Source organism: Sulfuriroseicoccus oceanibius (assembly GCF_010681825.2).
In the GTDB taxonomy this organism is placed as follows: Bacteria; Verrucomicrobiota; Verrucomicrobiia; order Verrucomicrobiales; family SLCJ01; genus Sulfuriroseicoccus; species Sulfuriroseicoccus oceanibius.
The window spans coordinates 831239-852066 of the sequence record NZ_CP066776.1 but is presented as its reverse complement, the minus strand read 5'-3'; the positions used below and the strand labels follow the sequence as shown (position 1 = coordinate 852066).

Below are 20828 nucleotides of genomic sequence, written 5' to 3'. Positions count from 1 at the left end.
TGATCGGTCCATCCGGAACTACCCCCGGCCGAACGAGCCGACGGGTTGTGGAAATGCCTCCTCTGGAGACTCCTCCCCATCATCATATTCCACATATCCTTCCGCCTCCGCCCACTCGGCATAGAACTGATCCATCTCCTCCTCGTAGCCATACATGGCCGGCGGCGGCGAATTCTTCTTCCAGCCGTAGTCACGGTAAAGAACCGCCATCCCCCCGGCAAAACTCCACACCACCAGGTTCACCGGACAAGAGTGCAGGTTACTTCCCCCCACCACGTTGGAAATAATCCCCAGCACAAAATACGTCATCAACGCCAGATAGAACCCGCGCTCGGTGCGTGTCTGAATCCGGAAATACGCCCGATGCAGGAAAAAGGCTGCCACGACACAGGCTCCCAACAACCCGAGCAACCCAACAACACCAAAGCGCCCCAGCACGCTGGAAATAATATCGTGTGAGGTTTCGCCCAACTCTGTGTTCTCGAAGTTCGTAAGCCCGAAGAGACTCCAAGACTCGGGCTTGGTCAGATAAATGAAACCATGCAAACGCGCTTCGAAGGTTTGAATCGAGTACGTCGCGTCGAGCCCGAAGAATCCACGGAACGCGTTGTCATAGACCGCAATGTTGTCCCTTAAATGCTGGGCATTCATCACAAGGAAAAGGAACAACACCGTGCCAACCGCATAGAACGAAAGGATCGCCGCCCGGGACCGGAATAACAACATCCCCAATGGACACAACAACGCCACGGCGAAGCCGGTCTTGATTCGAGCCACAAACAGCGCTCCAACAATCACAACCAAGGCTGCCCCCCACACAATCCGCATGGCCGCAGGATTGTAGACCAATCGGTAAATACAGTATGGCACCAGCGCGGCCACCGCATTGAAGTTCTGAACACCCGATGCCAAGCCAAACGCCCGCGGATCCCGCCCGATCATCAACTCGTTGTAGAACTGTTGCGAGGCCACCGGAGACAGACCGGTCTTCATGTAAAAGTAGACCATCTCGCTAAAGTCGAAAAAGGTCTGCTTCATCGCCAACAGGCACGATGCCACCACAAACATCAGGCACCAGTTGAGGAACTTCTCGATATCATCCTTACCACGGAAAAAGACCAGCATCACCATCCCCACAGCCACGTAAGCTCCAAGGTTAAAGCCCCTTTGCACCGCGGCCATCATACCTTCTCCCAGCATCATATCCGACACAACGGCCAGCCCGGCTATCACCAAGCCTCCTAGCAAAAACATCCAGCCCTGCTTGCCGATCACAAGCTCTTTACTGCGCACAGCTCCCAGCAAAGTCCCCAAAATCGCGCCAACCAGCGCCAACATCACCACCACCATCACCTCGATAATCGTCATCATCGAGGGGCTCCCGTAGTAAACCGCCACCTTTTTCAAGAAGTCCACGGTGAACGCCTCCCCCGCCACAATGAACAGCCCCCAACGCGGCTTCAACATTGCAAGGACAGCCAGTCCCGCCCCCAAGTACTTCACAACGTAAGCCACCGCACTGGTAGAGGACTCGACCGCCCCCATCATCAACAACACGGCAACAAACAGCGCACCGCCTGCGACGAGTATCTGCATCAACCCTTTATTCATCGTACATTTTTGTTGTTTATCGCTCGCCGGTACACATCCACCAACTGCTCGGTAACCAGATCCGGGCTCAGTGTCAATCGATAGAACTCCCGCGCCCCATCTGACAACTTGTCCCACTCCGCCTCAGGCATGTCCAACAAACGGGAAATCGCCCGAGCACACATGTGATCCTGCTCAGGCGGAAGCAATCCGCCCCGAGAGCGATCCACCAATTCTTCAAATGCCCCACCAACAGAGGCAATCACAGGTGTGCCCACTGAAAACGCTTCGGCGATCGATCGCCCGAAAGTCTCGCAACAATTAGACAGCTGAACCAAAACCCGTGCTTCAGCGACATGTTGCAACGCATCCTCCAGCTTCAACCGTCCGAGATACCGAATCCTCCGATCCTGCTCAGCGGCCGCCTCCACCTCACCGACCAGCGGCCCATCGCCTATGATGGTGAGTGGCTGATCGCTGTCCACATGCTCCCAGGCATTGAGAAGTTCGCGAAGTCCCTTCTCCTCAGAGAGTCGACCAACAAAAACCGCCCCGGATCGTGTCCTATTCAAACGCCCTTCTCCAGACGGGGGCACCACATTGGGCTTCACTCGAATCCGATCTGGATTCCACCCACCCTCGACAAACTGAGATCTAACAAAAGATGAGGGAGCCACATACGTCACCCCATCCATCTCAACCGTTCCCATCTTCCGGTGCAGCCAATTGCCCAGCTTCAGGAACCCAGTCGCCAGAGCGGAACCTTTGTAGTAACTCGCGCGCAAGCTACCACAGCCGTAGCTCCGCTCTCCCGCAACCTCTTGCCCAGGAAAGAAGACCCGGTCTCCCGGACACAAGAAGCGAAAGTTTCTCAATGACTGAACCACAGGAACCTTGGCCCGGCGGCACGCAAAATACGCGGATCTCGATACCAGCGGGAATGTGTTCTGAAAGTGCACCACGTCAGGCTGAAACTCCTCAACCGCCCGGGCCACCTCACGATACCCTTTCAACGACCAAATCTGCACCAATGGCAGCAGCGCTCGTTCGAAAAACGACATCTTCGAACTGTCGAACACCAACCGCCTTACCGAGTGCCCGGCCGCCTCTAGCCCCTTCGACTCGCACGCAAACGATTCGTCCTCCCCTCCCCTCACTCGGTAGAGGTTATGAACCATCAACACTTTCATTCTCTCAACTACAGCTCCGCTGCACTCAGTACCCTTTGTAATCTTTTCCCAGTAAAGCGGCGAAAACTCCGAGCCCTCGGGCACCCGAGCCCACCGCTTTCACCCCCCATTCAACCCTCAAAAGCCCGACCCAAAACGTGAGAGGCGTCAGGAAAACTCTCGCACACGCCTTCACCAAGGCCGCACCCATTCTACCTGCCCCACCTCGCTTCCGCCGTATCACCGTGCTCGCATAGCCATACTGGTATGCCCGACGTAAAATCCACTTCGCCGATACCCGCGCCTGCTCCAACCGCTCGTAGACCACCGCATCATCGACCCAAACAATCTTAGCCCCCGCCACGACAGCCCTGCCAAAGAAGTCGTCATCCTCCCCTCCCGAGCGAGCCAACTCGGGGTCGAACCACAGATCCAAGCGATCCAGAAGGGACCTGCGAAACATCACATTCCCCGTGTTTGCCCTATCCCTGGCAGTCCCGCTTGCCCGACGCGGCCGCTCGTGAAACTTTCCTCGCATCACCCAATCTGGCGTGTCCGCCGGATATTCGGACAACACAGGCCCATTCCACACATCGGCATTAAAGCGATTCACGCCCTCCATCATCGCAGTCAACCACCCCGGGGTGGCCACCTCGTCATCATCCAGAAATGCCACAAACTCAGCATCCTCCGGAACCTCGCGAAGCGCCCGATTCCGAGCGTACGAAATCCCTCGTTGGGACTCATGCGCGTAACGCACCGAAATACCGTGCTTCCTTCCCCAGCACTCGCTGATTCGCTTTGCTTCCAAACTTCCTGCGTTGTCCACAACCACCACGGTCAAAGGAACCTGCTCCAAATCATCCAGATCGGAGATACTCGCCAGCAACCTCTCGAGCCCCTCATCTCGTCGACAGGTGGTAACACAAAGAGCAATGCCCCCCCCGCTGGCAATCGCATCGCTACCCATTGTGACCTCCAGCATCTACCGCCAACAAAGGACGCAACTCCTCGATCGCCCCTGCATCTGCCACCGCTTTGGCTAATTCCGGACTCAAAAACGGACAAGCTCTGATCAACTGAAGCAAGTCGAGTTCCACCGGATACCGCTCGGCGTGAGCCACCACCTCATCAACGGAATCGTCAGCTCTCACGTCGATCCGACGCGGACGCTCGGCGCCAATCGCCAACCGATAGTCGTCAAATTTGAACGCACCTCCGATAACCCGATCCGACAGGCCTAACCATACATTGGGCTTTCCATAGGCATCCGCACAAATCAGCCCGTGCAGCGAACTGGACAAAATCTTCCGACACGACTTCAACTGACGAACAAACTCCTCAATCCCTGATTCGATATCAATCACCAACACGTCGGAGCGCTCGCTCTGCGCTTTTACCCACGGGTTCGCCTTATCTACAAAATGAGGAATGATCCCATACTCATATGATTCACTAACATCAGGGTCATAGAAGAATGGCATTAGTAAAGCCGGATCGCCATACACCTCAGGACACTCCACCCCTTGCTTCCTCAGTGCTTCACGAGTCAATGGGCCACGCACCGCATGTACCGCCACAGGATGTGCTAAAAGCGTTTGCCCCTCTTCGATGAAGCCACTCCCCCATACCTCGGAATACTGGGTCACTCGGTCCATCACGCTTCCGATCGCAAGATAGTGCATCCGGCAAGGGATCTTCACCTGGGATATCGAACTTCCTGACAAACGCTCTACCAACCATGGGTTCAGCGCATCGCCCCAGTTCTCCACGTCAAACCAAACCAAAGGAACCCCTTGAGACCCGCTTCTGCGCAGAATCCTCGAGACGACACCGCAAAAAGGAAGCCCAATCCACCGCCACAGCGGCAGAACAACACTTCGCTTCACTATTCGACGAACTCTCAAAACTTGATTCATGGGCGCTTCTCCCCGTTTTGCTAAACCAAACGTTTTAACAACTCCCATCTGCGACGTATTAATGAGCCACCTGCGTTCTCACGTATAAATCGTTCGGCCCACTCGGCATTGATCGCACCAGACTGCTTGGTAGTGACGGGGGTTTCCGGAAGTGTTGGTAAATTGACTTCACAAAAGTCAGCAATCCCTTGGATCCCGCCGGGAACATCACCGCAAAAATCTTCAAAGCGCAATTCCGCCTTCCGCAAACCTCGAGTGCTAAGATCATATCTCCAGGATGCCGTATCCAAAATAATCTCGCCCAATGCCTTATCAATTGCAGCGGCGTCATAAACAGGCTTTTGCCCGCTGCCTTCCTGCCCCGCAATCCAAACACCCGTCTGCCTGGCGATTACCGTCGAGACCGCCTGCCTCAAGACGTCCTGCCTCTCAAGCATAATGAATCTCGCACCGGGAAATCGCTCCATGAAGGCATCGATCCCACCGAAGCGTAGCAAATGCGAGTAGTGCAACTTCATCGAAAAAACTCCATTCTCTGAAGTTCTCTTAGCCATCAAGCGATGGATGACATCATCGGTGCTTCGCGCGCCGAAGATCCGCTTCCACTCCAAGAGGTTCTCCAGGTTAAAGTATTCAAAGGGAGCTCCAAAGGCACCGGTCTCATGCATCACATGACCTAACATGTGACTTCCTGAGCGCCCCGTCGACGCGATCACCACAAATTTACGTGCAGCGCCTTCATAGACAGGAAAATCATACCTGCCGTTAAACTGATCTTTATAAAGAGCCATTGATCAACACTTCGAAAACAATCGCCTCACCCGTCCCGGCATCACCTCATGCAACCATGCACCGTACGCCCCTTGAAATATCAACCTGGAGACCAATAACCATCCAATCCCACCAACAACCATCACCGCCACGATTAGCTGAAGAAGCGACAACCCGCCTAACATTGAGGAAACAAACGAGGCCCCCAACCAAACCGATGCGAAAACCACACCACCGGGAAGCAACAACCTGTAATAGCCGCTTCCAGCGTCCATCACCGAACAGCAATACATCACCTGAAAGCCCAGGTTCTTCGCCAATAGCACCACCACCCCAACACACGCCACCCCAATGACTCCGTACTCCGTCATGGTGGCAATCCACACGACCAAGCCGACATTCAACAGACCCAGCGCACAAGTTACCATTCCCGGCACACGCACTCGGTTGAATGCCGTTTTCACCGCCATAAACGGCAGAGTGGAAAGCGAAAACACGAGCGGAGCCAATTGAAGAGCTAGGAGCCCCCCGGTGTCCCGGAACTCATCACCAACCCACGCCGCTAATAAATCTGCGGAGAACCCACACATCATTCCCAGCGGAACCGCCAAGGCCAAACACAAGGCGCGACCTCCTCCGAAAACCGCATCGCGGATCTTCGTAAGGTCGTTGTTGGCATAATACATTGTGATCACCGGACCAAACAACCCGGTTACACTCGCAGCCATCACTCTGACCAAAAGAACCCACTGCAACACCAACGCATACCGCCCCCCCTCATCTGGCCCCAGATATTTGTTCACCGCCCACAAATCCACTCGCGCCAACAACAGGAACCCCACTTGATTGACCAACATCCAGCCCCCCATCCCCCAAAGCAACTTGATTGCCGGACGGTTTACAGCACCAAAATCGACCACCAGCTCAGGGGTAAGGCGCTTCCAATGGAACAAATTGAATCCGAGGACCACAACACTCGCCACAAGATTCGCCACTCCGACCGCAGCAAGAGAAGCACCTCCAAAAGAAAACAGCCCAACGATCAATCCAACCCGGGTCAAGATCCGCAGGACATCCGCCATACGCATCAAATCCAGCCGATTCGACGAATACATCGAAACCGAGAAAACTGAACTTATCAGCGAAACCGTAAATCCTATCGCTGTGAAAACAAACAGCCAGCACGCATCGGACGCCAACCCATCAGGAACCGACACAAACGACTCCAAGTGCACCGCGAGAAATACCGCGCCAATAACCTGCACAACGCCCAGCGCAACAAGTACGGCGAATGAACTATTGAAAATACCAACCGCCTCACGAACTCTCCCCTGCCTGAACGAAACCGTCAGGTTTCGGTTCACCGATGCGTTGAACGATTGCGCGACGATACTCACATACTCGCTAAATACCATCGCCAGCGGCACCAGCCCATACGCCGCTACCCCCATGCTCCGAATCAAAAACGGAGCAAGCCACAACCCCACGAATACGTTGCAGACAATCGCTACAACGTTCATCGCAAAGTTTTTTGAAACCTGTTTCCTCAAGGACATACGAGAGCCTCTCCCCGACAACGAGCGCAGGCTGATCTAATCAATCAGCCCAGCTTTCTCCGCAAAACCTTCCAAACAAACCGCGGATTGTTCTTCATATAACGTTTCCACAACCTCCGAGGTTCGACACACAGACGGAAGAACCACTCGAGACCACATTCCTGCATCCACGATGGCGCTTGTTTGACCAATCCCGCGTGGAAGTCAAAGGCCGCCCCGACTCCAAATAGCAACAACCCATGGTCCCACCTGGCGGTGAGATCAGGGTACTTTGCCAAAAAGCTCGCCATGAAGCGCTCCTGCTTGGGGGTACTCAGTCCGACCCACAGGAAATGCGGCTGCTCACGCTGCAGATCCGCCACCAACTGCTGCTCTTCTTCATCGGTTAGCAGACGAAACGGAGGGGTCACTTTGCCGACGACGCGGACGTCGCCAACATCACGCCGCAGGCAATCAGCGAGCTGATCCACCACTCCATCAGATCCGCCGAAGAGAAAATGCTTCGATCTCTCACTGACGCTGCGGTTCATCACCGCAAGCATCAAATCGGGACCATAGACCCGCTCAGTCGCTGGATAGCCATTGGCCCATGCCATCCACACCATCGGCATCCCGTCCGGAGTGACCATGTAGGCGTCATTGTGGATCCGCAGCAACTCAGGATCATCCTGAGACTCCATCACCCCATGCACTCCCGTCACGGTCACATAGCCCGCAAAACCCGGCCGCGCCACCGCATCAAATGCACGGTCGACCGCCTGCTGGAATGTCATCGGGCTGATCCCGACCCCTAGTACCTCAGAACGTTCCATTACTCTCCAAGAACCACTCCGGAATGAGCATTCTTACTGCACCACCAGTTCTCCTGCTTTACGGCGTTGGTATTGTTCGTTGATCCACTCGTAGGTCTTTGCCATACCAGTCTTCAAATCGATACCAGGCTCCCAGCCGAGCACATCGTTGATTCGCGTGTTATCAGAGTTGCGCCCACGCACGCCCTGTGGAGCATCGAGTTTGTACTTTCGCTTCAACTCCACTCCGGCGATCTCTTCTACAATCGAGACCAGCTGATTAATGGTTACCAACTCGCTGCGACCGAGGTTGAGCGGATCATTATAGTCCGATGCCATCAGCTTTCCGAGACCGGTCAAACAGTCATCAATGTACATAAACGAACGGCTCTGTTCACCGTCCCCCCAGATCTCGATTTCGTGATCGCCTCGGTCAATTGCCTCGATCACCTTGCGACAAACCGCAGCCGGTGCCTTCTCACGACCGCCGTCCCAGGTTCCATTCGGACCATACACATTGTGGAAGCGGAACACCCGGGTGCTCAGCCCGAAGTCTTCTTCGTATACTTTGCACATCCGTTCGGAAAAGAGCTTCTCCCAACCATAGCCATCCTCCGGCATCGCCGGATACGCATCCTGCTCGCGCAACGCCACCACATCCGCATCCTCTTGGCGATAATCAGGGTATACGCACGCTGACGAAGCATAGAAGAAGCGCCCGACGCCATGTTCTTTCGCCGCCATCAGCAGATGGGTGTTGATCAGCACGGACTCCATGCAAAGCGCTCGGTTGTGCGCGATAAAGCCCATGCCGCCCATGTTGCACGCCAGGTTATAAACAAGGTCGCACCCTTCCGCTACTTTGAAGCAGGCAATCTTGTCCTCCAGATTGAGCGAATAATTCTCAGCCGTATCGTGCAGCTGATACCACTGACTTTGCGGCTTGATATCCGCCACGACCACATCGTGTCCGGCATCGATTAATGACTTTGCCAGGTGACCGCCGATAAAGCCGCCCCCGCCTGCTACAAGGATTCTCTTTGCTTTTGTCATCATGAGGATTTTGTACGCAATCTATTTTCCACCCAGGAGGTAGTAGATAAAAAGTGAGTTGTATTTGAAGTAGCGCTGGAAAAGCCGGCGGGGCTCGGCACAAAGCCGGAACAACCACTCAAGGCCTAGCCTTTGAACCAACGCCGGAGCCTGCTTCACTTCGCCGGCATGGAAAGCAAACGCAGCACCGATCCCAAAATAGACCGCAGGAGGAAGTTGCTCTTTGTTTGAAGCAATCCAACGCTCCTGCTTCGGACAGCCAAGCCCCACCCACACCAGGTTCGCCCGGGATTCGCGGATCATTCCACAAACCCGCTCCAACTCGTCGTCCGGCCATTCGCCAAATGGCGGCGAATAACTCCCGGCGATGGTCGTGTCCGGAAACTGCTCACCGAATCGGGTTTCCAGCTGGTCGAGTGTGCTCTGCTTTCCGCCAAACAAAAAGTGGCGGAACCGCGGATCACCCTGCGTCGCCCGCATCACTTCGAGCATCAACGTAGGACCGTAGACTCGGTCTTTCAGCTTCTCTCCATCGGGCAACTGCCGGTTCAGCGCCCACACCAAAGGCATCCCGTCCGGGCAGATGAGGTCAAATTGCGCCATCACATCACCGAACCCACCATCATTCCGGGCGAGTGCCGCCACATGTGTGTTCGCAGCCTCCACCGCGTAGGCGCGGTCTGCCTTGAGTGCGGCCGCTTTCACCCAGGCTACCGCCCCCGCATACGTCGTGCAGGCAACTGGCAAGCCAATCACAGAAATCCGCTTCATGGATGATCGATCAGGAACAGCCCTCCTCCGAGAACAATGCCCGTAATTGCGGGCACGCAGCGCTCGGCGTTACCGGCTGAAGTCGCAATGGAGCGCGCTCAGAAGAACGAGTCGCAGCCAGGTCGGAAAAACACAACCTCTCACCTATCTGCATCAGGTGAATGCCGCTGAAAATAAAAAAGCCACCCCGCATCAGCGAGGTGGCTCAGAGCTTTAGCCCTTGCCGATGGCGTAGACCTCGAAGCCTTTGGCCCGAAGCTCGTCATGCGGCAGGATGTTGCGGCCATCGAACACGAAGGCCGGCTTGAACATGTTGTCGTAAATGGTGTCGAAATCGAGCGTCTTGAACTCGTCCCACTCGGTAAGCACCGCCACACCGTGAGCTGCCTTGGTGGCTTCCACCGCGCTGTCACAAATGGTCAACTGCTTGTCGATCACCTCGTCGCTGATACCGACGTAGTTCAAATCGGCTCGGATGGTCGAAACCGGCACCTTCGGATCGTAGAGTGCAATGTTCGCGCCCTCGAGCAACAAGTCGCGGCAGACGTAAATCGCAGCCGACTCGCGGGTGTCGTTGGTGTCCTTCTTGAACGCGAAGCCGAGCACGCCGATGCGCTTGCCACGCACGGTGTTGAAGAGTGTCTTCACGATGCGGGTGGAGAAGCGCTCCTTCTGCCAGTCGTTCATGGTGACCACGCTGTTCCAGTACTTGGCGACTTCTGGCAGACCGAAGTGGTCGCAGAGGTAGACCAGGTTCAGAATGTCCTTCTGGAAGCACGATCCGCCGAAACCGACCGATGCCTTGAGGAACTTTGGTCCAATGCGCGAGTCGGATCCGATCGCGCGGGCCACTTCGTCCACATCTGCGCCAGTCTCTTCGCACAGCGCCGAGATCGCGTTGATCGACGAAATACGCTGAGCCAGGAATGCGTTGGCAACCAGCTTCGAAAGCTCGGACGACCACAGGTTGGTGGTAAGAATGCGCTCACGCGGCACCCAGTTTGCGTAAACGCGAACCAGCGACTCAACTGCTGCGTCGCCTTCCGGTGTGCGCTCGCCACCGATCAAAATACGGTCCGGAGCTTCGAGGTCCTCGACGGCGGTTCCTTCCGCAAGGAACTCTGGGTTCGACAAGACCTGGAACTGACCGTTCTCCGAGTTGGCCGCCAGGATCGTGCGGATCGCCTCGGCAGTACGCACTGGGATCGTGCTCTTTTCCACGATGATCTTCGGACCATTCGCGTTCTCCGCGATCATGCGGGCTGCGCTCTCGATGTAGCAAAGGTCAGCTGCACGACCTGCGCCGATACCATACGACTTGGTCGGTGTTCCCACGGAAACGAAAATCAAATCCGCTGCGGCGATCGACTCTTCCACCGCGGTGGTGAAGAAGAGGTTCTTGCCACGGGCTCCTGCCACAACTTCGTCCAAACCTGGCTCATACACTGGCAGCTCGTCGGAATTCCAAGCATCGATACGTGGCTGGTTGATATCGCACACGTCGACACGAATATCCGGGCACTTGGCGGCAATCATCGCCATGGTCGGTCCGCCGACATATCCTGCTCCAATGCAGCAGATTCGCTTCACGTCTGTTGGGGTGGTCATAAGATTTCTAGGGAATAATTAAGAAAGGTTTGCCAGCTCGGGAAGCTGGAACTCTCGGAGAGAGAATGAGATGAATCAAGTGCGGATGCGATCAATCCGGCACCGCGTCAGCGGTCGGCTGTTCAAACCAGATGCTAACCAACACCCAGTTGGCCGCGGAAATAGGCAATCGTGCGCTCCAAGCCCTGATCGAGGTCAACCTTCGGCTCCCATCCAAGTTCGCTTTTCGCCAAGCTGATATCCGGCTGACGCTGCAATGGGTCATCCTGTGGCAGCGGCTTGAACACAAGCTTCGACGATCCACCAACCTGAGCCAATACCTTCTCAGCCAACTCAATCATGGTGAACTCACCAGGGTTGCCAATGTTCACCGGCCCGGTGATGCCCTCTTTGTTCATCAGGCGGACAAAGCCTTCGATCAGGTCGTCCACGTAGCAGAAGCTGCGCGTCTGGGTGCCGTCGCCGTACACCGTGATGTCCTCGCCGCGCAACGCCTGCACCACGAAGTTGGAAACCACACGACCATCATCGGCCAACATTCGCGGGCCGTATGTATTGAAAATACGCACCACCCGGATATCGACACCGTTGCTGCGGTGGTAATCGAAAAACAACGTCTCGGCACAACGCTTGCCCTCATCGTAACAAGCACGGATCCCGATCGGGTTCACATTGCCGCGGTAGCTCTCCGGCTGCGGATGCACGTCCGGATCACCATAGACCTCGGAGGTTGAGGCCTGAAAAATCCGTGCCCCCACCCGTTTCGCCAAGCCAAGACAGTTGATCGCCCCCATGACGTTGGTCTTGATCGTCTTGATCGCATTGTGCTGGTAGTGCACCGGCGAAGCCGGACAAGCCAGGTTGTAAATCTGATCCACTTCAACCTTGAACGGATCAATCACGTCGTGCCGCATGACCTCGAACCGTGGGTTCGACATCAAATGCGCGACGTTCACCTTGCGCCCGGTGTGGAAATTATCCAGGCAGATGACTTCGTGCCCTTCGCCAAGCAGGCGTTCGCACAAATGGGATCCGAGGAAGCCTGCGCCTCCTGTAACAAGAATTCTCATGGTGTCAGGACAAAAGGAGAGAAACCCAAGAGGGTCAACCTCTCATCTGGAGAAAGAACGCCGTTCATCCAGACCTAAAAGCACCCCACCACCTGCGCGATCTCATCATCGCTGAGGTATGGGTTCATCGGCAGGCTGATGCCCTCGGATGCCACCCGCTCAGCCACAGGAAAATCTCCCTGCTGATGCCCGAGATACGCAAACACAGGCTGTAAATGAAGCGGTACCGCGTAGTAGCTCACGGCCGGAATGTTCGCCTCCTTGAGCTTCTCATGCAACGCATCGCGGTCTGGCGACAACATGGTGTACTGCGCCCAAACCGATGTGTTGCCCTCGGCAACATGGGGCAACTGCAAGCCACGCTGAACCAACTCACTCGCGGCAATCGATTCGCCATACGCAGCAGCCACCTGGTTACGTCGGACGATTTCGTTGTCGAACAACGACATCTTCGCCAAAACCACCGCAGCCTGAATCGTATCAAAGCGACCATTCAAACCGAGCACCGGATGCTGATGCTTCTGCGCCTGACCATGCACGCGGATCTGCTTCATCATCTGCGCGATCTCGTCATCGTTGGTAAACAACGCACCGCCATCACCATAACATCCAAGCGGCTTCGATGGGAAAAACGACGTACTGCCAATAGTCGACAACGCGCACGACTTCACGCCGTGGTGCGTCGCACCAAAACACTGAGCTGCATCCTCAATCACCGGCAGATTGCCATGCTTCGCAGCAATCGCGTTGATCGCAGCCATGTCTGCGGTCTGGCCATAAATCCCGACCGGCATAATCGCCTTGGTCTTGTCGGTAATCGCCGCCTCAAGCTTCTCCGGGTCCATGTTCCAGGTCTTCTCGTCGATGTCGACGAACACCGGCTTGGCGCCAATCAGCGCAATCATTTCCGCCGTTGAGATCCACGTATAAGGAACCGTGATCACCTCATCCCCGGGCCCGATCCCCAATGCCATCAACGCAATCAACAGAGAGTCGGTTCCGCTGGAGACGGTGAGGCAATGTTTCACCCCCACGTAATCCGCCAACTTCTCCTCGAGTTCTTCCACCTCAGGCCCCAACACATAGCGCCCGTGATCAAGCACTGCCGCGATTCGCTTCTCAATATCTTCGCGGATCAGCGCTTGCTGACTCTTCAAATCGATAAACTCCATGGATCTTTCGTTGTCGTAAATTTTACAGCCCGCCTTACGGCAAACCCTTAGCGCACGATATCGTGCATTCTCACCAGTCCTGCAATGCGCTGCTCGTCATCCACCACTGGAATCACGTAAATCCGGCGCTTCGGCATCTCCATCTCAGCCAACACCTCGGCCAACTTGGCCTGCGGCCGGATCGTCACCGGGTTTTCGGTCATGATGTCACGCGCCACCAACTGGAATGGATCCTCGCGCATGATCGTCCGCCGCACATCACCATCGGTAATCACTCCCGCCAATGTGCCATCGCCATTCTCCACACAAACCGCTCCGAGATTGGTCCTGGTCATCTCGGAAACCAATTCGCGGAAGCTTGTCTCCGGAGTCACCACCGAAAACGACTCGCCACGATGCATCACATCCTCCGCAGTCAGCAACAACCGACGCCCCAACGACCCCGCCGGATGGTACAACGCAAAGTCCGACTCGGAAAAACCAACATCCTTCATCAACGCCGCGGCCAACGCATCACCAACGACCAACGCCGCCGTGCTGCTGCTCATCGGAGCCAACTCCAATGGACACCCCTCAGCCGAAATCCGCGCGTGCAACACCACGTCCACAGATCGCGCCAGTTCCGTCTCAGTCTCACCGAAAATCCCAATCACCTTCACCCCCAAGCGGCGCAAGGTTGGCATCATCAACACCAATTCATTAGTCGCCGCGCTGTTGCTCAACATCAGCACCACATCGCCACGGGCCACCATGCCCAGATCACCATGCAAGGCGTCCGCCGCATTGATGAACGTGGCAGTACGCCCGGTCGACGCCATGGTCGCCGCAATCTTGCGCCCGATCAGACCAGACTTTCCAAGCCCGGTCACCACCACCTTGCCAGATGCTTCCAATATCAGCTCGACCGCCCTATTGAATGTCGGCAAAACCGAATCACGCACCGAGTGCAGGGCCGCAATTTCCGCATCAAACACACGGGCCGCCTCGACAGACGGATCAGGAAGTCGCTCGCTCATAAAAGGAGTGGGGGATTCTGAAGATCAGAGAAATGCGCAGAAAGCCCGACCTCTCTCGTCGGACTTTCCGGCGATCACAGATCAACGCACAGCACGCCAAACTGCAAGCAGCGGCTCAAGGACTGAGCGCAATTCGCCAAGCGGCACTTGAGATGCTGCATCAGAGATCGCCTCATCCGGATTCGGATGCGTCTCCATGAACACACCAGAAGCACCAGCCGCCAGTGCCGCACGCGCCAACACCGGCACAAACTCACGCTGGCCGCCACTCTTGCCACCAGCCGCTCCAGGCAACTGCACACTGTGGGTGGCATCAATAATCGTTGGATGCCCGAAGCCCCCCATGATCGGGAACGAACGCATGTCCACCACCAGGTTCTGATAGCCAAAAAGCGTCCCGCGGTCGGTCTGCCAAATCTCAGCAGCACCCGCACCCTCGAGCTTGGTCACCACAAACTCCATCTCCTGCGGCGACAAAAACTGCCCCTTCTTCACATTCACCACTTTGCCGGTAGCCGCGGCAGCCACCAACAAGTCGGTCTGACGACACAAGAACGCCGGCACCTGCAACACATCCACCACCTCGCCCACGGGCGCGGCCTGCTCAGGCAGATGGAAATCAGTCAGCAACGGGAAGCCAAACTCACGCTTCACCCGCGCCAGCAATTCCAACCCCTCGTCCATGCCAGGACCACGATCACTGCCAAGCGACGTGCGGTTCGCCTTATCAAACGACCCTTTGAAAATAATGTTCAGCTCAGGCAACTCAGCCTGCAGCTTCTTCAACTCGGTCGCCACGGTCTCACACACGTCCCACGACTCCAGACTGCACGGACCGGCAATCAACAACAACTTGTCAGGATCATACAACTTCATCTCAAAAACGATTTTCTTGGTTCTCTCATCTATCGCACACGATCGCCCACTCCGCAGGTCGAACCCACGCCGCCAGATTCCCCCAAACCCATCAGTCTCCAGACGGCGGCGGCGCAGGACGGCTCTGACGCCGCTCACTTGAGTCACTGAGCGATTGCTCGAATACAGAATCAGCAGCCGCCCCAGAACCGGCTTCGTCAGCCCCACCCCGGCCACCCGGCACAAAGCCCTCGGCCTGCTTTTTCAAACTCTCAATCCCCTGCTGCCCTTCGGTAATGGTCTTGAACACAAAAAAGCTCACCACCGTCGAGATCGCCGCCAACATCAGCCCCCAAAAAACCAACTCACCCCATGCCGGACGGAACTTCTTCACCGGGTTGCGCGTGCGGTAAAACCACAACACCAAGCCAGAAGCCAGCAGGCAGATCACCATCGGCATCAAAAACTCACTCGATCTCAGAACGTTCGGCATCAATTCTTCCTGATTCTTTTCTCTCTGATCACGGAAACCGGCTATCAACCACCAGACCGAAATCCAGCGTCATCCGCAAGCTTACCTGTTTCCACAAACCACCGACACATCCACTTCGCGCCACCATCACCGCAGGCTCCGCCATTGGTCACATGCCAGCGGCAAGCCCCATCATCGCGCGCCTCGTGCACACAGCCATCTCATCTTTTCGCATCCAACCCATCCGCCGGACCGCCACGGCTCGACCAGCGCTCAAAGCGCTCCCGTCTCCTGTGGCACGCAGATTCCTATGCGGTCGGACGAGTTTGTTCAATAATTTTTGAACAAACAGGACACCCCTTTCCCGCATTTGGGAAAATGCTCAACCAATCCAACTCGCCGCGCCCACAAAAAGAGGGCTTCGCATTCCCTGCGAAGCCCTTCTGAACAGCACCCCCTGGATGCCACTACTCCTTCGGCACGTCCGGCAACTTCACCGTTCCCGGCGGCATCTCCGGCGACGGCATCCGCACCATCAACCACGTCTGGGTCTGCGTTTCGCCAAAGTGCACAAACACACTCGCCACGTCATTCTCCAACTGCGACAACCCGGTCTCATACACCGTCGTCGTCACCTCGCCCACGTGCCACGCGATCCGCTGTGACTCAAAGTCCAAACGACCCACAATCGGCTGCTCGTCGCCAGTCATTACATTCTTGTAAGCCCCGGCAACAATGCCCTCTTTGTCGATCGACATCTGGAAGAACATCGTCGCATCCCCCTGCTCCTGCTGCGTCAGCGCCCAAACCCCAACCGGCAACCAATCGCCCTGCGGCTGGTCCGGCTTCACGTCCGCTTCACTCACCTCTTCCGGCGGCGTTGGCACCGGAATCTCATCCAGTTCTGGGTTCGCCAAAGCAATCGTCTCCCGACGGTAATCATCCGCGTTCCCAGCAGCGTTGCCGTTGATGTAGATCGTGTCGCCCTGGTAAACCACCGTCGTCCCCGGATCATAGATCACCGGCTGACTCTGAATTGACGACCCCCAGAAATACCCAACGGATCCCCACGTCAGCGGACGCCACCACCACCACGGCGAATAGTGATGATACACCACCGGACGCCGGTGCCACCAACAGGTCCCCCACCAGTGACGGTTGAAGAAGTGGTTGTGATAATGGAAGTGCGCCGTGCGCTGCCAGATCTGACGGCAGCGGTTGCCTCGATACCCCCACACGTCATGTCGCCAACGACGGTATTCCGGACCGCCCCAATGTTTCCGCCAATCACGCCCCTGCCAGTGGTAACGCACTGACTTCCACTCATTCGCTCGGTTCACCTCAAACCGATTGATCGTCGTCCGGTTGTCGACATACCAATTCTTGTTCACCGTCGTAAACTTCTGGTCACGCCCATTCCAGCGTTCATCCCACTGCGGACGCTGCGGACGCGACGGCCGCCCAGGAGGCGGCGGAATCACAGGCTTGGTGGGTCGATCCCCAATGCCTGGACGATCCCCGGGTCGCCCTGGACGATCGCCAGGCTTCACCGGCCAATTCCCCGGACGGTCAGGACGATCTCCAATCCCCGGCTTGTCCGGACGCCCTCCCGGTTTGCCGGGTCTATCCCCAGGCTTGCCAGGTTTAACAGGGCGCCCCGGCCTGTCCCCCACTCCCGGCGGCTTGGGCGCAGGTTTGGTCATCGGCGGCCGCGGCTTCCCAGGCTTCTCTGGTCGGTTGGCTGGCTTATCCGGCCTCCCCGGACGCTGCGGCACAGTCGGACGCTGAGCAGGCGGTAACGCCACCCCATTCCCCGGACGGTTCTCCGGCTTGTTCGGCCTCCCTGGACGGTTGGCCGGCTTCCCGGGCTTCGGAGCAGGCTTCGTCACAGGTGGCTTAGGCGCCGGTTTCGTCATCGGTGGACGAGGTTTCGGCTTCGTCGGGCGGGTCGAATTCGACGGCAAATGCCCCGGCCTCTGGCTCGGCTTTGTCTGCGGCCTCTGCTGAGGTTTCGCCGGCACCCGTCCACCATTCGGTGGCTTCACCGGACGCGGCTTGCTGGGCTTGGGGCTGGGCCTCGTGTGTGCGTTCGCCGGCCGCCCTTTCGGCGGCGATGCTGGCCTTGTTGCTGGCCTTGTTGCAGGCCGCGTTGCTGGTTTGGGCGCAGGTCTCGCCTGTGGCCGCTTCACCGACTGCCCTCCTCCCCGCCCGCCTTCACGGTTGATCCCCCTCGCCATCAACGGCTCGAAGGTCAGCGCCATCACCAGCGCAATGGCCACGGTCGGCACCAGTTTGAACAAAATCTTCATACCTCTCCCCTTTCGTTGGATTCTTCCGCCCGACTTATGGCGCAGGCTTCACCTTCATAATTTCCACCCGCTCGGTATTCGGCAACGCCTCGCCATCCACCATCCGGTTCATCCCCTCAAAGAAGAACGAGACATCGCCATTCACAGTATAAATCTGGTGTTCACTAGACTGCGTACCATCCGGCAAAATGCTCTTCACCGAAACCAGCCACTTATCCCCCTCGCGCTGCCACGTCGCGGTTCCAATCCCCCCTTCGCTATCAAACACCCACGACCTCAAAACTCCCTTTGCCGGATCGTACCCGATCATCTCCGCCCCACGCATCAACTCGCGCTCCGGCCGCTCAATCTCATATGACCGGTAAATGAATTTCCCGCCCAAAGCCCACTGCACGGCCATCTTCGCCCCACGCCCTGGCTCCCCATACTTCCAATCCCCGATCAACCAGTCCAACTCCAACAACGCCTCCGCAGCAGGGTCCTCCGGCACCTGAACCGCCGACTCATTCAAATCCGCTATCAACCATTTGTCCCCCCGCTTCACATAAGTCGCCGAGTACTTCGCCACCTCCGGCTTCTCCTCCCCGTCCACGGTTACAGACACCACGCCCTTTTCCACAATCACCTCAGGCGTCAGCATCCGCGCATCCGTCGTCACAATCTCCATCTGCGCCGACTTCGCCCCGGTGAAAAACTCAACCACCCGCTCTTTCACCGCATCGCGTCCGATGATCGGCTCTCTCCCGCCCCACGTGTACCGGCAATCCTCCGCATACATCGCAGCCAACGCATCCGCATCCCGCGCCGCATACGCCTTGCGATACGCCTCCGCCAAATCCGCTACCACCTTGTCGGCCTCGGAAACCTCCTCATCTGCCAACCCGACACCACACAAACTCCCGCCTAACCAGACAGCCAACATCACGGATCGAAGCAATCGTTTCATAGCGCACACTCACAAAAGACCACGCCCCAAAAAAACAGGGGTGCAATCTCCCGATACGAACGCGCACGCACGCGGGGACACATGCGATCTTCAATTCTTTCTGCCCCCCCCCTCAAGCGCATCTCACTCCATTTGAACAGTCGCCTTATCCCATTTGAACGGTCAATCTGGCGGAATGGCGGAGAGCTTTTCCGAGAGAGGCAAGGCGCGAACCGCGATGCTAGCGGGCTACCTGAGCTATGAGCAACGCCGCACCACTCAATAAGATCCGCCAAGATCGCTGTCTTCACTTCATCTCCCACTGATCCAATCCTCATCGGTTCCGCCAAGGTGACCGTTGAAATGGTATTACTTCAACCGACCGGGACCGCACCTTCCTACAAGCTCAACCAGCAAGAACTAACTCCGATTGATCGAGAGCGTCGCGAAGCGACAGGTTACCGCATAGCCGGAGGTTCCAACCTCCGGACATAAGCGCAAGGATGATGCGTCCCGTAGGGACGGTTTACAGGCGGCGGGCTCACGGCTCAGACAGCCCGCAAGCATCGCGGCAATTCGGTAGCCTACTTAGAATCACTCACCCTTCGGGCGCTTCGGCGGGATCACACTATCGATCGGCACCTCGATCTCACGCGATTGCCCGAGAAACTCAAGCAACAGACGCACACGGTCCGTCGCTGGCAGCACCTGGGTCACCACGGCCACCAAGCCCTTCAACGGCCCCTCGGTCACCTCGACCTCTTGACCAGGCTCAACCGCCTTCTCGATCACCCGCACATCGTCGTCGCCCACCAATTGCCGCAACGCTTCGATCTGATGGTCAGGGATCGTCGGCACCTCGCCGGCAAACTCAACCAACCCAACCACACCACGCGCATACCGCACCGCGCTGAACGAGCCCCCCAACGGGCACCTTACAAAAATGTAGCACGGGAACATCGCCTCAGTGAACCAGACCACGCCGCGCTTCGTCTTGCGCTTGAACTTCAACCGCGGGCAAAACGCCTCAACATCCTCCATCTGCGACAGCGTAGCCGCTGCGATGTGTTCACTCTTTTTCTGCGTACGGGCGCAGATCCAGCCGTACTCGATCTCTTGCTCGGATGATTTTGACATGACGAAGTTGGGGGGGGGAATTCGTCGGCACCCTAGCCCAAAAATCGCGCAATGAAAGGGAGGACCCACTTCGCCCGCCGATGCCACTGCCCGAGCTTGTCCAGCCGCTCCTGCATGAACTGAGCCTCCTCAAAATCCTCACCGCGCCCAGCCGTAAATTCGCGCATCCTCCGCACATTGTCCTGCAGCATCACCGACTTCTCCAACCCCTGCTCAACCTGCGGCGCCAACTCCGAACGAATGAACCCAGCCACCAACGATTTCAACTCAGTCTCCGCTATAAAATAATCACGCCGACTCCCCTCCAGCGTCACCGACCGCACCGCGCCCAACTGCCGCAACACCGCCAACCCCTGACTCCCCGACCCCTTGCTCACCTTCAGTTCAGTCACCACATCATCCAGACTCCTCGGTGCCCGCGACGTGAACAAATACCCGTAAATTCCACCCACCGATTTCGGCAATCCCAACAACCGCGCAATATCCGAAAAAACCTCCACCACCTCGCCCCGCACCTCATCAAGAGAGGCTTCCCCCACTTCCACCTGATCGAGCTTCTCCGCTGACTCCATGACGCAGCATCATACACTGCCTGCCCCACCTCAGTCAACGCCCGCCAAGCGCCCCCCCATGGCAAACCCATG

The 20828-nt window shown here is 56.9% G+C and carries 19 protein-coding genes; all 19 read right to left on the bottom strand.

Annotated elements, in window-relative coordinates:
• Nucleotides 1-18: 18 nt before the first annotated feature.
• Complete coding sequence (locus G3M56_RS03285) at nucleotides 19-1611, bottom strand: hypothetical protein (protein WP_164363275.1); 1593 nt, start codon at nucleotides 1609-1611, stop codon at nucleotides 19-21.
• Entirely contained in the window at nucleotides 1608-2780 is a 1173-nt protein-coding gene (locus G3M56_RS03280) for a glycosyltransferase (protein WP_164363273.1), read from the bottom strand. The genes G3M56_RS03285 and G3M56_RS03280 overlap by 4 nt, the downstream gene beginning before the upstream one ends.
• 25 nt (nucleotides 2781-2805) lie before the next feature.
• Nucleotides 2806-3744 carry a glycosyltransferase family 2 protein gene (locus tag G3M56_RS03275; RefSeq protein ID WP_164363271.1) on the bottom strand — a complete coding sequence of 313 codons (939 nt, stop codon included), beginning with the start codon at nucleotides 3742-3744 and terminating at the stop codon, nucleotides 2806-2808.
• Nucleotides 3722-4726, bottom strand: a complete 1005-nt coding sequence (locus G3M56_RS03270; protein ID WP_235203565.1) for a polysaccharide pyruvyl transferase family protein — start codon at nucleotides 4724-4726, stop codon at nucleotides 3722-3724. The genes G3M56_RS03275 and G3M56_RS03270 overlap by 23 nt, the downstream gene beginning before the upstream one ends.
• Nucleotides 4699-5469 (bottom strand): Stf0 family sulfotransferase, encoded by a 771-nt coding sequence (locus G3M56_RS03265; protein WP_164363267.1) that lies wholly within the window; start codon nucleotides 5467-5469, stop codon nucleotides 4699-4701. The genes G3M56_RS03270 and G3M56_RS03265 overlap by 28 nt, the downstream gene beginning before the upstream one ends.
• Before the next feature lie 3 nt (nucleotides 5470-5472).
• Nucleotides 5473-6969, bottom strand: coding sequence for a lipopolysaccharide biosynthesis protein (locus G3M56_RS03260; RefSeq protein WP_164363265.1), 1497 nt, complete (start codon nucleotides 6967-6969; stop codon nucleotides 5473-5475).
• Between the two features lie 80 nt (nucleotides 6970-7049).
• Complete coding sequence (locus G3M56_RS03255; RefSeq protein WP_164363263.1) at nucleotides 7050-7817, bottom strand: WecB/TagA/CpsF family glycosyltransferase; 768 nt, start codon at nucleotides 7815-7817, stop codon at nucleotides 7050-7052.
• Nucleotides 7818-7850: 33 nt separating this feature from the next.
• The gene (locus G3M56_RS03250) at nucleotides 7851-8852 is read right to left on the bottom strand and encodes an NAD-dependent epimerase/dehydratase family protein (protein ID WP_235203564.1); all 1002 of its coding nucleotides are present in this window, start codon (nucleotides 8850-8852) and stop codon (nucleotides 7851-7853) included.
• An 18-nt stretch (nucleotides 8853-8870) separates the two neighbouring features.
• Nucleotides 8871-9620, bottom strand: coding sequence for a WecB/TagA/CpsF family glycosyltransferase (locus G3M56_RS03245; protein WP_164363261.1), 750 nt, complete (start codon nucleotides 9618-9620; stop codon nucleotides 8871-8873).
• Nucleotides 9621-9833: 213 nt separating this feature from the next.
• Complete coding sequence (locus tag G3M56_RS03240; RefSeq protein WP_164363259.1) at nucleotides 9834-11228, bottom strand: UDP-glucose 6-dehydrogenase; 1395 nt, start codon at nucleotides 11226-11228, stop codon at nucleotides 9834-9836.
• A 134-nt stretch (nucleotides 11229-11362) separates the two neighbouring features.
• On the bottom strand, nucleotides 11363-12298 hold the full coding sequence (locus G3M56_RS03235; RefSeq protein WP_164363257.1) for a UDP-glucuronic acid decarboxylase family protein: 936 nt from the start codon (nucleotides 12296-12298) through the stop codon (nucleotides 11363-11365).
• A gap of 74 nt (nucleotides 12299-12372) precedes the next feature.
• The gene (locus tag G3M56_RS03230) at nucleotides 12373-13470 is read right to left on the bottom strand and encodes a DegT/DnrJ/EryC1/StrS family aminotransferase (protein WP_164363255.1); all 1098 of its coding nucleotides are present in this window, start codon (nucleotides 13468-13470) and stop codon (nucleotides 12373-12375) included.
• 47 nt (nucleotides 13471-13517) lie between these two features.
• On the bottom strand, nucleotides 13518-14486 hold the full coding sequence (locus tag G3M56_RS03225) for a KpsF/GutQ family sugar-phosphate isomerase (RefSeq protein WP_164363252.1): 969 nt from the start codon (nucleotides 14484-14486) through the stop codon (nucleotides 13518-13520).
• An 81-nt stretch (nucleotides 14487-14567) separates the two neighbouring features.
• Complete coding sequence (kdsA, locus tag G3M56_RS03220) at nucleotides 14568-15362, bottom strand: 3-deoxy-8-phosphooctulonate synthase (protein WP_164363250.1); 795 nt, start codon at nucleotides 15360-15362, stop codon at nucleotides 14568-14570.
• A 91-nt stretch (nucleotides 15363-15453) separates the two neighbouring features.
• The gene (locus G3M56_RS03215; protein WP_164363248.1) at nucleotides 15454-15834 is read right to left on the bottom strand and encodes a hypothetical protein; all 381 of its coding nucleotides are present in this window, start codon (nucleotides 15832-15834) and stop codon (nucleotides 15454-15456) included.
• 446 nt (nucleotides 15835-16280) lie between these two features.
• Nucleotides 16281-17294: a hypothetical protein gene (locus tag G3M56_RS03210; RefSeq protein WP_164363246.1), complete on the bottom strand. Its 1014-nt coding sequence runs from the start codon at nucleotides 17292-17294 to the stop codon at nucleotides 16281-16283.
• Between the two features lie 862 nt (nucleotides 17295-18156).
• Nucleotides 18157-19068 (bottom strand): SgcJ/EcaC family oxidoreductase, encoded by a 912-nt coding sequence (locus tag G3M56_RS03205; RefSeq protein ID WP_164363244.1) that lies wholly within the window; start codon nucleotides 19066-19068, stop codon nucleotides 18157-18159.
• 573 nt (nucleotides 19069-19641) lie between these two features.
• Complete coding sequence (gene nusG / locus G3M56_RS03200) at nucleotides 19642-20184, bottom strand: transcription termination/antitermination protein NusG (RefSeq protein ID WP_164363242.1); 543 nt, start codon at nucleotides 20182-20184, stop codon at nucleotides 19642-19644.
• 32 nt (nucleotides 20185-20216) lie between these two features.
• On the bottom strand, nucleotides 20217-20756 hold the full coding sequence (locus tag G3M56_RS03195) for a GbsR/MarR family transcriptional regulator (protein WP_164363240.1): 540 nt from the start codon (nucleotides 20754-20756) through the stop codon (nucleotides 20217-20219).
• Between the last annotated feature and the right edge of the window lie 72 nt (nucleotides 20757-20828).

What these genes read in the sequence shown, in the direction of transcription:
- G3M56_RS03285 (WP_164363275.1), bottom strand. Translation starts at nt 1,611, where the DNA reads ATGAATAAAGGGTTGATGCAGATACTCGTCGCAGGCGGTGCGCTGTTT.
- G3M56_RS03280 (WP_164363273.1), bottom strand. Translation starts at nt 2,780, where the DNA reads ATGAAAGTGTTGATGGTTCATAACCTCTACCGAGTGAGGGGAGGGGAG.
- G3M56_RS03275 (WP_164363271.1), bottom strand. Translation starts at nt 3,744, where the DNA reads ATGCTGGAGGTCACAATGGGTAGCGATGCGATTGCCAGCGGGGGGGGC.
- G3M56_RS03270 (WP_235203565.1), bottom strand. Translation starts at nt 4,726, where the DNA reads ATGGGAGTTGTTAAAACGTTTGGTTTAGCAAAACGGGGAGAAGCGCCC.
- G3M56_RS03265 (WP_164363267.1), bottom strand. Translation starts at nt 5,469, where the DNA reads ATGGCTCTTTATAAAGATCAGTTTAACGGCAGGTATGATTTTCCTGTC.
- G3M56_RS03260 (WP_164363265.1), bottom strand. Translation starts at nt 6,969, where the DNA reads ATGAACGTTGTAGCGATTGTCTGCAACGTATTCGTGGGGTTGTGGCTT.
- G3M56_RS03255 (WP_164363263.1), bottom strand. Translation starts at nt 7,817, where the DNA reads ATGGAACGTTCTGAGGTACTAGGGGTCGGGATCAGCCCGATGACATTC.
- G3M56_RS03250 (WP_235203564.1), bottom strand. Translation starts at nt 8,852, where the DNA reads ATGATGACAAAAGCAAAGAGAATCCTTGTAGCAGGCGGGGGCGGCTTT.
- G3M56_RS03245 (WP_164363261.1), bottom strand. Translation starts at nt 9,620, where the DNA reads ATGAAGCGGATTTCTGTGATTGGCTTGCCAGTTGCCTGCACGACGTAT.
- G3M56_RS03240 (WP_164363259.1), bottom strand. Translation starts at nt 11,228, where the DNA reads ATGACCACCCCAACAGACGTGAAGCGAATCTGCTGCATTGGAGCAGGA.
- G3M56_RS03235 (WP_164363257.1), bottom strand. Translation starts at nt 12,298, where the DNA reads ATGAGAATTCTTGTTACAGGAGGCGCAGGCTTCCTCGGATCCCATTTG.
- G3M56_RS03230 (WP_164363255.1), bottom strand. Translation starts at nt 13,470, where the DNA reads ATGGAGTTTATCGATTTGAAGAGTCAGCAAGCGCTGATCCGCGAAGAT.
- G3M56_RS03225 (WP_164363252.1), bottom strand. Translation starts at nt 14,486, where the DNA reads ATGAGCGAGCGACTTCCTGATCCGTCTGTCGAGGCGGCCCGTGTGTTT.
- kdsA (WP_164363250.1), bottom strand. Translation starts at nt 15,362, where the DNA reads ATGAAGTTGTATGATCCTGACAAGTTGTTGTTGATTGCCGGTCCGTGC.
- G3M56_RS03215 (WP_164363248.1), bottom strand. Translation starts at nt 15,834, where the DNA reads ATGCCGAACGTTCTGAGATCGAGTGAGTTTTTGATGCCGATGGTGATC.
- G3M56_RS03205 (WP_164363244.1), bottom strand. Translation starts at nt 19,068, where the DNA reads ATGAAACGATTGCTTCGATCCGTGATGTTGGCTGTCTGGTTAGGCGGG.
- nusG (WP_164363242.1), bottom strand. Translation starts at nt 20,184, where the DNA reads ATGTCAAAATCATCCGAGCAAGAGATCGAGTACGGCTGGATCTGCGCC.
- G3M56_RS03195 (WP_164363240.1), bottom strand. Translation starts at nt 20,756, where the DNA reads ATGGAGTCAGCGGAGAAGCTCGATCAGGTGGAAGTGGGGGAAGCCTCT.